General features: G+C 69.8%; 9 protein-coding genes. 6 read left to right on the top strand and 3 right to left on the bottom strand.

What is annotated here, in order from left to right; translation table 11 throughout:
- Nucleotides 1-208: 208 nt before the first annotated feature.
- Nucleotides 209-1,576, bottom strand: a complete 1,368-nt coding sequence (locus GA0115259_RS23590) for a cation:dicarboxylate symporter family transporter (RefSeq protein WP_093600745.1) — start codon at nucleotides 1,574-1,576, stop codon at nucleotides 209-211.
- Nucleotides 1,577-1,711: 135 nt separating this feature from the next.
- On the opposite strand from GA0115259_RS23590, the gene GA0115259_RS23585 reads away from it, so the two are divergent.
- A complete protein-coding gene (locus GA0115259_RS23585; protein ID WP_093600742.1) occupies nucleotides 1,712-3,517 on the top strand; it encodes a sensor histidine kinase in 1,806 nt (601 codons plus the stop codon).
- Complete coding sequence (locus tag GA0115259_RS23580) at nucleotides 3,514-4,224, top strand: response regulator (RefSeq protein WP_256098109.1); 711 nt, start codon at nucleotides 3,514-3,516, stop codon at nucleotides 4,222-4,224. Before GA0115259_RS23585 ends, GA0115259_RS23580 begins: the two co-directional genes overlap by 4 nt.
- Before the next feature lie 69 nt (nucleotides 4,225-4,293).
- Here GA0115259_RS23580 and GA0115259_RS23575 read toward each other — a convergent pair whose 3' ends face one another.
- Nucleotides 4,294-5,319: an ATP-dependent 6-phosphofructokinase gene (locus GA0115259_RS23575; protein WP_066947516.1), complete on the bottom strand. Its 1,026-nt coding sequence runs from the start codon at nucleotides 5,317-5,319 to the stop codon at nucleotides 4,294-4,296.
- Between the two features lie 467 nt (nucleotides 5,320-5,786).
- On the opposite strand from GA0115259_RS23575, the gene pta reads away from it, so the two are divergent.
- From pta to GA0115259_RS23555, 4 genes are all read left to right on the top strand, one after another.
- A complete protein-coding gene (gene pta, locus GA0115259_RS23570; protein ID WP_256098108.1) occupies nucleotides 5,787-7,985 on the top strand; it encodes a phosphate acetyltransferase in 2,199 nt (732 codons plus the stop codon).
- Between the two features lie 77 nt (nucleotides 7,986-8,062).
- A complete protein-coding gene (locus GA0115259_RS23565; protein WP_093600739.1) occupies nucleotides 8,063-9,310 on the top strand; it encodes an acetate kinase in 1,248 nt (415 codons plus the stop codon).
- Between the two features lie 144 nt (nucleotides 9,311-9,454).
- A complete protein-coding gene (gene pyk / locus GA0115259_RS23560) occupies nucleotides 9,455-10,885 on the top strand; it encodes a pyruvate kinase (protein ID WP_093600737.1) in 1,431 nt (476 codons plus the stop codon).
- A gap of 106 nt (nucleotides 10,886-10,991) precedes the next feature.
- Complete coding sequence (locus tag GA0115259_RS23555; protein WP_093600734.1) at nucleotides 10,992-11,249, top strand: hypothetical protein; 258 nt, start codon at nucleotides 10,992-10,994, stop codon at nucleotides 11,247-11,249.
- A gap of 21 nt (nucleotides 11,250-11,270) precedes the next feature.
- Here GA0115259_RS23555 and GA0115259_RS23550 read toward each other — a convergent pair whose 3' ends face one another.
- Entirely contained in the window at nucleotides 11,271-12,104 is an 834-nt protein-coding gene (locus tag GA0115259_RS23550; RefSeq protein ID WP_093600731.1) for a helix-turn-helix transcriptional regulator, read from the bottom strand.
- Nucleotides 12,105-12,321: the final 217 nt, after the last annotated feature.

The following is a 12,321-nucleotide window of genomic DNA, read 5'->3' as shown; positions in this document are numbered from 1 at the left end:
GGCGTAAATCATGCCGTCCGGACATGTACCTCCGGAGGCCCCGGCACCCGCACCACCCACGGCACCGGCCCCCCGCCGGGAGGCGCACCGCACCGCCAGGCGCAGACAAAAGACCGGCCCGTGCGGAAGCGTCTCCGTGCGGGCCGGTCTCTGGGAAGGCCGGGGTTGGAGGGGGGAGGGCCCCGGCCGGGGCATCGTTGAGGCCGCGTCAGACCGCCGCCGTCGTCTTCTCCGGCTCCGCCTCCGGCCGCGGTCCCGGCGCCGTCGCCGGAGGCGCACCGTGGCCGTCGTCCAGCAGCGTCTTCTCGTCGAACGGGATCCGGCCCGCCAGGACCTCGTCCGCGCGCGCCTTGTCGATCTCCTTCGTCCACGTACCGACCAGGACCGTCGCCACCGCGTTCCCCGCGAAGTTCGTCAGCGCGCGGGCCTCGCTCATGAAGCGGTCGATGCCGACGATCAGGCCCACGCCGTCGACCAGTTCGGGCCGGTGGGACTGGAGGCCGCCCGCCAGCGTGGCCAGGCCCGCGCCGGTGACGCCCGCCGCGCCCTTGGACGCGATGATCATGAACAACAGCAGCGAGATCTGCTCACCGATCGAGAGCGGATCGCCCATGCCCTCGGCGATGAAGAGCGAGGCCATCGTCAGATAGATGGCCGTACCGTCCAGGTTGAACGAGTAGCCGGTCGGCACGGTGATACCGACGACGGGCTTGCTGATGCCCAGGTGCTCCATCTTCGCGATGAGCCTCGGCAGCGCCGACTCCGAGGAGGACGTCGACAGGATCAGCAGGAACTCACGGCCGAGGTACTTCAGCAGCGAGAGAATGTTCACACCCGCGATCAGCCTCAGCAGCAGGCCCAGGATGACGAAGACGAAGATCGCACAGGTGATGTAGAAGCCGACCATGATGATCGCCAGCGACTTCAGCGCGTCGACGCCCGTCTCGCCGACCACCGCCGCGATCGCGCCGAACGCGCCGACCGGCGCGGCCCACATGATCATCGCGAGCATCCGGAAGACCAGCCGCTGGATATGTCCGATGCCACGCAGCACCGGTTCGCCCGCCGAGCCCATCGCCTGGAGCGCGAAGCCCGCCAGCAGCGCGACCAGCAGCGTCTGGAGCACCTGGCCCTCGGTGAAGGCCGAGACCATCGTCGTCGGGATGATGCCGAGCAGGAAGTCCGCGGTGGACTCGCTCGCGCCCTCCGCCTGGGCCGCGCCCGCGCCACGGGTGGCCTCGGTGAGGTGCAGACCGGAGCCGGGCTCCAGGATGTTGCCGACGACCAGGCCGATGGCCAGCGCGACGGTCGACATCACCATGAAATAACCGAGGGCGAGTCCGCCGACGGCACCGACCTTCGCGGCCTTCCTGACCGATCCGACGCCCAGCACGATCGTGCAGAAGATCACGGGCGAGATCATCATCTTGATGAGATTGACGAAGCCGGTACCGATCGGCTTCAGCTCGACGGCCACACCGGGAGCCGTGAAGCCCACCAGAATGCCGAGTGCGACGGCGGCGATCACCGCTATGTACAGATAATGGGTGCGGTCCCGACGGGCGGCTGCGGCCACGGGTCCTCCTTGACTCGTTCCGTGCGATTCCCCCGTCCCTGTCCGAGGGGTCCCGGCGACTATCCATCAGCATGTGACCCCGGTCACGGTTACGTTCATTTCGTTCATGTGAATGCGGCAATGCAGACTTGCCCCATGCATCTGCCCCGTCCGCGCAGCCTCGCCACCCAGCTCTTCGCCATGCAGGTGGTGCTGGTCGCGGCCGTCGTGGCGGGGTGCGCGCTGTTCGCGTACATCACAGGTCGTGCCCACGCGGACGAGACCGCACGCAAGCAGGTTCTGGCCACGGCGTACGCGCTGGCCGATTCGCCCTCCGTACGGGAAGCGATCCGTACGCCCGATCCGACGGCGCTGCTCCAGCCGTACGCGGAACGGGTCCGGCACGACACCGGGATCGACTTCATCACGATCATGAATCCGGACGGCATCCGCTGGACGCATCCGGATCCGGCGCAGATCGGTATGCCCTTTCTGGGCCGTACGGCTCCGGCGCTGCGCGGCGAGACCTTCACCGAGACCTACACCGGGACGCTCGGTCCCTCGATCCGCGCGGTCACACCCGTACGGGACAACGGGCGGATCACCGGGCTGGTGAGCGTGGGCATCACCGTGGACCGGATCTCCTCCGAGGTGACGCGGCAGGTCAAGGTGCTGGCGTGGGTGGCGGGCGCGGCACTGGTGCTCGGCGGTCTCGGCACCTATGTCATCAACGCCCGGCTGCGCAGGCACACCCATGGGATGAACGCGGCCGAGCTGAGCCGGATGCACGACTACCACCAGGCCGCGCTGCACGCCGTACGCGAGGGATTGCTGATGCTCGACGGCAGACGCAGGATCGCCCTGATGAACGACGCCGGCCGGGAGTTGCTCGGCCTTGACGACTCCGCCGTGGGCCGCCCGGTCGCCGAACTGGGACTGCCCGCGCCGCTCACCGACGCGCTGCTCGCCTCCGGGCCACGGGTGGACGAGGTGCATATGACCGCCGACCGGATCGTGGTCGTCAACACTCAGCCGGTGGTGGGCGGAGAGCGGCGCGGTACGGTCATCACGCTGCGCGACCACACCGAACTCCAGGCGCTGTCCGGGGAATTGGACTCGGAGCGCGGATTCACCCAGGCACTGCGCTCACAGGCGCACGAGGCCGCCAACCGGCTCCACACCGTCGTCTCGCTGATCGAACTGGGCCGGGTGGAGCAGGCGGTGGAGTTCGCCACGGCGGAGCTGGAGCTGGCCCAGGCGCTCACCGACCGGGTGGTGGGCGCGGTCGGTGAGCCGGTGCTGGCGGCGCTGCTGCTCGGGAAGGCGGCCCAGGCGAACGAACGCGGCGTGGAGCTGGTGCTCGCGGAGGACAGCCGTATCGACGACGGCGTACTGCCCACGGCGCTCGCGCCACGCGATCTGGTGACGATCCTGGGCAATCTGATCGACAACGCCGTGGACGCGGCGCAGGGCGGCGAGGGCGCGCGGGTGACGGTGACGGCGCTGGTCAACGGCGGTGACGGCGGTGACAGTGCCGACGGTGAGGACAGTACTGACGGCGGTGAACTGCTGCTCGGCGTACGGGACACGGGCGACGGCGTCGATCCCGAGGACATGGAGGAGGTGTTCCGGCGCGGCTGGTCGACACGCGGTCCTGGGCGCGGGCTCGGTCTGGCGCTGGTACGGCAGGCCGTGCACCGCGCGCAGGGAACGGTGGAGCTGGCGCGAGGCGCGGAGGGCGGCGCGGAGTTCACCGTACGGCTGCCGCTGGGGAGGCGACCGAGCGGGCCGGGCGGTGCGGGAGTCGTGTCGTCCCCGACGAGTGCGGGTACGGTGCCGTCGCCGGGCGACGCGGGTACGGGAGCCGTACCGTCGTCGGCCGACGCGGAGGCCACACCGCCCGCCGTCCCTTCTCCTCGTACAGACCCCACATCACCCGCCGACGCGGAGGCGGCCCGGTGAGCCCCGAGGCGGGTGGTCCGGCCGTGCGCGGTCCGATCCGGGTGCTGGTGGTCGAGGACGATCCGGTGGCCGCCGATGCCCATCAGCTCTATGTCGCCCGTGTGACCGGCTTCACCGTGGCGGGTGTCGCCCGCTCCCGCGCCGAGGCCGCCCGGCTGCTGGAGCGTACGGACATCGATCTGATCCTGCTCGACCTCTACCTCCCCGACGGACACGGCCTCCAACTCCTGCGCGCGCTGCGGGCCGGCGGACACCACGCGGATGTCATCGCCGTGACCTCGGCGCGCGATCTCGCGGTGGTACGGGAGGGCGTCTCGCTCGGTGTCGTCCAGTACGTCCTGAAGCCGTTCACCTTCGCCACCCTGCGTGACCGGCTCACCCGGTACGCGGAGTTCCGGGCGGCGGCCGGAGAGGCCAGCGGCCAGGAGGAGGTGGACCGGGCGCTGGGCGCGCTGCGGGCGCCGCAGCCGTCCTCGCTGCCCAAGGGGCTGAGCGCGCCGACGCTGGAGTCGGTGACCCGTACGCTCCGCGAGTCGCCCACGGGACTGACCGCCGCCGAGGCCGGTGTCAGAGTCGGGATCTCACGGATCACCGCGCGCCGCTATCTCGAACATCTCGTCACCAACGGGCGCGCGGTGCGCAGTCCGCAGTACGGGCAGGTCGGACGCCCGGAGTTGCAGTACCGCTGGCTCTCCGCGTCCCACTGAGCCCAGGAGCCCAAGCCCGGAGACGCCCTGAGCGGCGATCGGCTCCGGTCCCGATTCAGCGGCGAGGACTCAGAAGACGCTCTCCGCCTCGAACATCCGGTTCTCCGGGACCGTCTTGAGCTGTGTCACGGCCTCCGCCAGCGGCACCATCTCCACCGCCGTGCCCTTCAGCGCCGTCATGCCACCGAACTCGCCGCGGTGCACGGCCTCCACCGCGTGCCAGCCGAACCTGGTCGCGAGCACCCTGTCGTACGCCGTCGGTGTGCCGCCGCGCTGGACATGGCCCAGGATCACCGGCCTGGCCTCCTTGCCCATCCGGCGCTCCAGCTCCGCCGCGAGCCGGTTGCCGATGCCCTGGAAGCGCTCGTGGCCGAACTGGTCGATCTCGCCCTTGCCGTACTCCATCGAGCCCTCGGCCGGATGCGCGCCCTCGGCGACACAGATCACCGCGAACTTCTTCCCGCGCGAGAACCTCGCCTCGACCATCTTCACCAGGCTGTCCACCTCGAAGGGCCGCTCGGGCAGACAGATGCCGTGCGCGCCGCCCGCCATCCCGGACTCCAGCGCGATCCAGCCCGCGTGCCGTCCCATGACCTCCACGACCATCACCCGCTGATGCGATTCGGCGGTGGTCTTGAGGCGGTCGATCGCCTCGGTGGCGACCGTGACGGCGGTGTCGAAACCGAAGGTGCGATCGGTCGAGTAGATGTCGTTGTCGATGGTCTTGGGGACGCCGACGACGGGCATCCCGGCGTCCGAGAGCAGCCGGGCCGCGGTCAGTGTGCCCTCGCCGCCGATCGGGATGAGCGCGTCGATGCCGTAGCGCTGGGCCAACTCGGCGCAGTTCTCGGCGGCTTCGCGCAGCCGGCCGCGCTCCAGCCTGGCCGAGCCCAGGATCGTACCGCCGCGGGCCAGGATGCCGCTGACCGCGTTGAGGTCGAGCGGACGGAAGTGGCCGTCGAGCAGGCCCTTGAAGCCGTCCTCGAATCCGATGACTTCGTCGCCGTATCCGGTCAGGGCCCGGTGCACGACCGACCGGATCACTGCGTTCAGGCCGGGACAGTCGCCGCCTGCGGTGAGAACTCCGATACGCATCGTGCTGTGTCTCCTGCTCGCTAGTGCCGTACTTCTCCGGAGGACAGGGCTACCGGATCCACTGTCCTCCACGGGTGAGCCTGTGCCGATTCGATCCTCCCACGGGTGACCGGCGTCACGCGCCGGGCGGTCCCGCTGTCGGCGGTGCGGTCGACCGCGCCGGCGAACGGTTCGTACACCACGCCGTGTACGCCCGTACACCTGCCTGTACGCCCTGCCGTGCGCGCTCTTGCGCCGCCTGCCCGTACACCTGCCCGTATGCCGGTGTATGCCATTGCACGCCCCGGCTGCTTAACCACCCTCGGAGGTATTGTCAAGGGGGCATTGCCACCCCGACGGGAACGAGCTGTTCATCACACGAGCAGGCCGGATATGGGCAGGGCCGGGCACGAGCGGGCACGAGCAGACCAGGCGCAAGCAGGCCGGATACGAGCAGGGCCGGATTACGAGCAGGGACGGGAGAGCGCGTGACACGCAGCGTGTACGTGACCGGGATCGACCGAGGGGACGGCCGTCAGGTCGTGGAGCTGGGCGTCATGGAGCTGCTGAGCCGCCAGGTGGACCGGGTGGGAGTCTTCCGGCCGCTGGTCCACGACGGTCCCGACCGGCTCTTCGAGCTGCTGCGGGCCCGTTACCGGCTGTCACAGGACCCGGCGGCGGTCTACGGGCTCGACTACCACGAGGCGTCCGCGCTCCAGGCCGAGCGCGGCACCGACGAGCTGGTCTCACGGCTGGTCGACCGCTTTCACCGGGTGGCACGGGAGTACGAGTTCGTGCTCGTCCTGGGCACGGACTTCGCGGCCACCCAGCTGCCCGACGAGCTGTCGCTCAACGCGCGGCTCGCCAACGAGTTCGGCGCGTCCGTGATCCCGGTGGTGGGCGGCAAGGGCCAGAGCGCCGAGTCCGTACGGGCCGAGGCGCGCAATGCCCATCGCGCCTACGAGGTGCTGGGCTGCGATGTGCTGGCCATGGTCGTCAACCGGGTCGCCGCCGAGGACCGGACGGCGATCGCGGAGCGGCTGGCCGCGCTGCCGGTGCCCTGTTACGTACTGCCGGACGAACCGGCGCTCGCCGCGCCGACCGTCGCCCAGATCACCCAGGCCCTGGGCGGCACGGTGCTGCTCGGCGATGACGCGGGCCTGGCCAGGGACGCGCTGGACTTTGTCTTCGGCGGCGCGATGCTGCCGAACTTCCTGCGCGCGCTGACTCCGGGCTGCATGGTGGTCACGCCCGGCGACCGCGCCGATCTCGTGGTGGGCGCGCTCGCCGCGCACTCGGCCGGTACGCCGCCGATAGCGGGAGTACTGCTCACCCTGGACGAACGGCCGGACGACTCCGTACTGACTCTGGCCGCGCGGCTCGCGCCCGGCACCCCGGTGATCTCGGTGCCGGGCCGTTCCTTTCCCACGGCGGCCGAACTCTTCGGTCTGGAAGGGAAGTTGAACGCCGACACACCGCGCAAGGCGGAGACCGCGCTCGGTCTGTTCGAGCGCCATGTGGACACGGCGGCGCTGCTGGACCGGCTCTCCGTGGCTCGCAGCGGCCGGGTGACACCGATGATGTTCGAGCACGAGCTGCTGGAGCAGGCCCGTGCCCACCGTCGCCGGGTGGTCCTGCCGGAGGGCGCGGAGGAACGTGTCCTGCGCGCCGCCGACGTACTGATGCGCCGCGATGTGTGCGAACTGACACTCCTCGGTGACACCGGTCTGATCCGGAAGAAGGCGGCCGACCTCGGTATCGATCTCGGTGCCACCCAGCTCATCGATCCGAACGCCTCCGAGCTGCGGCAGCGCTTCGCCGAGCGGTACGCGGAGCTGCGCGCCCACAAGGGCGTGACGGTGGAGCTGGCCCACGATGTCGTGGCGGATCCGAACTACTTCGGCACGCTGATGGTGCGGGAAGGGCTGGCCGACGGCATGGTGTCGGGAGCGGTGCACTCCACGGCGGCGACGATCCGGCCCGCCTTCGAGATCATCAAAACGCGCCGGGCTCAAGAAGCTCAGCGCGCGCAGGGAACCCAGGGCGTGCGGCCAGCCCAGAGCGTGCGGGGAGCCCAGGGGGACGCGTCGATCGTCTCGTCGGTCTTCTTCATGTGCCTCGCCGACAAGGTGCTGGTGTACGGCGACTGTGCCGTCAATCCGGACCCGGACGCGGAGCAGCTCGCCGATATCGCGGTCCAGTCGGCGGCCACCGCGGCCCGGTTCGGCGTCGAGCCGCGCATCGCGATGCTCTCGTACTCCACCGGCACCTCGGGCTCCGGAGCCGATGTCGACAAGGTGCGCGAGGCGACGAAGCTGGTGCGCGCGGCCCGGCCGGATCTGCTGATCGAAGGGCCGATCCAGTACGACGCGGCGGTCGAGCCGTCCGTAGCGGCGACCAAGCTGCCGGAGTCGGAGGTCGCGGGCCGGGCGACGGTGCTGATCTTCCCGGATCTGAACACGGGCAACAACACGTACAAGGCGGTGCAGCGCTCGGCGGGCGCCGTGGCCGTGGGCCCGGTACTCCAAGGGCTGCGCAAGCCGGTCAACGACCTGTCGCGCGGCGCGCTGGTGCAGGACATCGTCAATACGGTGGCGATCACGGCGATCCAGGCGCAGGGCGTACGGAGCGCACAGGGTGCGCAAAGCACACAGACCTCGCACGGCGCGCAGGGCGAGCCCGCGTGAGCGGGCCTGCCTCTCCTCCCGTATCCACTCCCGTATCCACTCCCCTACGCACTCCTCCTACCGAAGGCCGACAGCCCGTGAGCCCGTATCCCAAGGCCGAGCACGCCACCCGCGTCCTTGTCCTCAACTCCGGTTCCTCGTCGCTGAAGTACCAGCTCCTGGACATGCGGGACGGCTCCCGGCTCGCGGCCGGTCTGGTCGAGCGGATCGGCGAGAAGACCTCCAGGCTGGTGCACACCGGGCCGGCGGACGCCGACGAGGGCCGGCGTGAACGTACGGACAGGATCGCCGACCACGCGAAGGCGCTGGAGGCCGTAGCGGACGAACTGGCGCACGACGGGCTCGGGCTGGACTCTCCCGAGCTGGCGGCGATCGGCCACCGCGTCGTCCACGGAGGGCTGAAGTTCAGCGAGCCGACCGTCGTCGACGACGGCGTACTGGCGGAGATCGAGCGGCTGGTGCCCGTGGCGCCGCTGCACAATCCGGCGAATCTCATCGGTATCCGTACGGCGCGGGCGCTGCGCCCGGACCTTCCGCAGGTCGCGGTCTTCGACACGGCGTTCCATACGACGATGCCGGAGCACGCGGCCCGCTACGCCATCGACACGGCGACGGCCGACGCGCACCGTATCCGCCGCTACGGCTTCCACGGCACCTCGCACGCGTATGTCTCCCGCAGGACCGCCGAGTTGCTGGGCAAGGATCCGTCGGAGGTGAATGTGATCGTGCTGCACCTCGGCAACGGCGCCTCGGCGTCGGCCGTCGCGGGCGGCCGGTGCGTGGACACCTCGATGGGACTGACGCCCCTGGAAGGGCTGGTGATGGGTACACGCTCCGGTGACATCGATCCGGCGGTCACGTTCCATCTGAGGCGCGTGGCCGGAATGTCCGTCGATGAGATCGATGAACTTCTCAACAAGAAAAGCGGTCTGGTCGGCCTCTGCGGGGACAACGATATGCGGGAGATCCGCCGGCGTATCGACGCGGGCGACGAACGGGCTCGGCTCGCGTTCTCCATTTACATCCACCGGCTGAAGAAGTACATCGGTGCTTACAGCGCGGTCCTCGGCCGGGTGGACGCGGTGGCCTTCACGGCGGGCGTCGGGGAGAACGCGGCGGAGGTACGGGAGGCCGCCGTGGCCGGTCTGGAGGTGTTCGGCCTGGCCGTGGACGCGCGGCGCAATGCCGTACGTTCCGGGGAGCCGCGGATCATCTCGCCGGACGGCGCGCGGACGGTGGTGGCCGTCGTCCCGACCGACGAGGAACTGGAGATCGCGCGGCAGACTTTCGCACTGGTCGGCGAGGACCGTACGGCAATCGTTTGAGCGGCGGTCGCTCCGGATGTGAACGGCTGTCACCGGATGTAAATCGCCCGGGCGGGCGGCTATCGCCTGAGCGGCCCGCCGCCCATTTGTACTTTCCACCAGCCGGAATATTCCGCAGGGAAACAAACCGATAGGATCCGCCTTATGCGCCGTTCCAAAATCGTCTGCACACTGGGCCCCGCCGTCGACTCGTACGAGCAGCTGAAGTCGCTCATCGAGGCCGGAATGAATGTGGCCCGTCTGAATATGAGTCACGGAAGCCATCCGGAGCACGAGGAGCGGTACAACCGCGTCCGGAAGGCGTCGGAGGACACCGGCCATGCGGTGGGTGTGCTGGTCGACCTCCAGGGCCCCAAGATCCGGCTGGAGACCTTCGCCGAGGGACCGGTCGAGCTGGTCCGCGGTGACGAGTTCACCATCACCACCGAGGATGTCGCGGGCGACAAGTCCATCTGCGGCACCACCTACAAGGGCCTGCCCGGCGATGTCTCCAAGGGCGACCAGATCCTGATCAACGACGGCAACGTCGAGCTGCGGGTGGTCGAGGTCGTGGGCCCCGAGGTCAAGTCCATCGTGATCGAGGGCGGAGTGATCTCCGACCACAAGGGCATCAATCTGCCGGGCGCGGCGGTGAACGTTCCGGCGCTGTCCGAGAAGGACATCGAGGATCTGCGCTTCGGACTGCGGATGGGCTGCGACATGATCGCGCTCTCGTTCGTCCGGGACGCGCAGGACGTGGTGGACGTCCACAAGATCATGGACGAGGAGGGCCGCCGGGTTCCGATCATCGCCAAGGTCGAGAAGCCGCAGGCGGTCGCCAACATGGACGCCGTGGTCGCGGCGTTCGACGCGATCATGGTGGCCCGTGGTGATCTGGCCGTCGAGTATCCGCTCGAAAAGGTCCCGCTGGTGCAGAAGCGGCTCATCGAGCTCTGCCGCCGCAACGCCAAGCCGGTGATCGTGGCGACCCAGATGATGGAGTCGATGATCACCAACTCCCGTCCCACGCGCGCCGAGGCGTCCGATGTCGCCAACGCGATCCTGGACGGCGCGGACGCGGTCATGCTCTCCGCCGAGTCCTCGGTGGGCGCGTATCCGGTCGAGACGGTCAAGACGATGTCGAAGATCGTGGTCGCCGCGGAGCAGGAGCTGCTCTCCAAGGGCCTCCAGCCGCTGGTCCCGGGCAAGAAGCCGCGTACGCAGGGCGGTTCGGTGGCCCGCGCGGCCTGCGAGATCGCGGACTTCCTGGGCGGCAAGGCGCTGATCGCCTTCACCCAGTCCGGCGACACGGCCCGCCGTCTCTCCCGCTACCGCGCGGCCCAGCCGATCCTGGCCTTCACGACGGACGAGTCGACGCGTAACCAGCTCACCCTGAGCTGGGGCGTGGAGTCCTTCATCGTGCCGTGGGTGAGCAGCACGGACGAGATGGTCGACCTGGTCGACGAGGAAGTCCTCAAGCTCCAGCGCTACAACGAGGGCGACGCCATGATCATCACCGCGGGCTCCCCTCCCGGCGTCCCCGGCACCACCAACATGGTCCGAGTCCACCACCTGGGCGGCCCCCAGGACGCCTGACCCGAGCACTTCCCCCGACACCCCACCCCGCACCCCACCCCCCGGCCCGCCGACTCCCCGGCGGGCCGTTCTGCTGCATACGCCGGGGCCGTCGCTACAGCGCCAGGTGCGCGTTGACAGCGCGACGTTCGCCGAGGCGGAAGAGGCCGCAGAGTGGTATGCCGCAAAGCTGGCACAGCACTCCGACATCCTTGTGGGCACATACGCCCCGATCGCGGGCCAGGACGCGATCGTACGGCGGCTGACGGTCGGCGAGGACGTCGTTGGTGGGTGGTGGGTGACGGGTGGCCGTTTCCTCTCCGTCAATCTGGTCGCGTGCAGTCCGCACCGTGTACGCCGGGAGTACGCCTGCCCGGCGCGGTAGCCGAAACGCGGACGGGGCGGGTCAGACACGTTCTGCGGTCAGAGCCGCGAGGCGGTGGAGTCTGGCTTCGCTTTCGGTGCCCGGGAGTGCGGTGAAGATCAGGAGGGTCTGGGGCCGGGCCGGGTCCAGGAGGGACTGGCCGTGCAGTTCCAGGGTGCCTACCTGTGGGTGTTCGATGAGTTTGGGGGCGCAGTAAGGGCTCATGACCGGGTGTTCGCGCCAGATCGCGGCGAATTCGTCGCTGGCCGAGAGCAGGCTGTCGACCAGGGCGGTGGTGCGTGGGTCCTCGCTCTCGCGGGTGGCGGCTTCGCGGAGCCGGGCCGCGATGGCACGGCTGTGGGCCGCGTGGTCGGCCTCCGGGTGGAGCAGGCGGGTGGACGGGTCGGTGAACCAGCGGTAGGCCAGGCTGCGCGCCATTCCCGTATGGGCCGTGCCGTCACCGAGGAGTGTGACCGCGAGGCGGTTCTGTTCGAGCGTCTCACCGAGGTGGTTCATCACCTGGGCGGGGGTGTCGTCGAGCCGGTCGAAGATCCGCAGCATGGCGGGGGCGATCTGGTCACCGGGGGTGATCCGGTGCGGTGTGGTGTGGCCCGCCAGGCGGAAGAGATGGCCGCGTTCGTCCGGGGACAGACGCAGGGCCCGGGCGATGGCGCTGAGCATCTGCTCGGAGGGGCGCGGACCGCGCCGCTGCTCGATCCGGCTGTAGTAGTCGGTCGACATACCGGCCAGCTCGGCGACCTCCTCCCGGCGCAGACCGCCGGTGCGCCGTCGGCGCCTGCGAGGGAAGCCGACGTCCTCCGGTTGCAGCGCCGCCCGGCGCGTGCGCAGGAAGTCGGCGAGCGCGGCCCGGTCCATACGGTCACACTCCTCTCGTGCGGTCGTACGAGGGTACGGGGAGGCCGTGGCCCCCTCCCTGTGGCCTCAAGCGTCGCAGATGTACGGCGTGACCCGGATCACCGGATCGATCGTCCCTGGTTGCCGTCCTGCCGTCCCGCCACGCTGGCGTCATGAACACACCTACGTACCCCTCCCCCGGCCACTGGATCGACGGGCGGGCCGTCGCCGGCTCCGG

Source organism: Streptomyces sp. MnatMP-M17 (assembly GCF_900091995.1).
Classification (GTDB): Bacteria; Actinomycetota; Actinomycetes; order Streptomycetales; family Streptomycetaceae; genus Streptomyces.
This window is presented reverse-complemented; position numbering and strand designations above follow the sequence as displayed.

Coding starts and splice junctions, on each gene's coding strand:
- GA0115259_RS23585 (WP_093600742.1), top strand. CDS start 1,712: ATGCATCTGCCCCGTCCGCGCAGCCTCGCCACCCAGCTCTTCGCCATG.
- GA0115259_RS23575 (WP_066947516.1), bottom strand. CDS start 5,319: ATGCGTATCGGAGTTCTCACCGCAGGCGGCGACTGTCCCGGCCTGAAC.
- pyk (WP_093600737.1), top strand. CDS start 9,455: ATGCGCCGTTCCAAAATCGTCTGCACACTGGGCCCCGCCGTCGACTCG.
- GA0115259_RS23550 (WP_093600731.1), bottom strand. CDS start 12,104: ATGGACCGGGCCGCGCTCGCCGACTTCCTGCGCACGCGCCGGGCGGCG.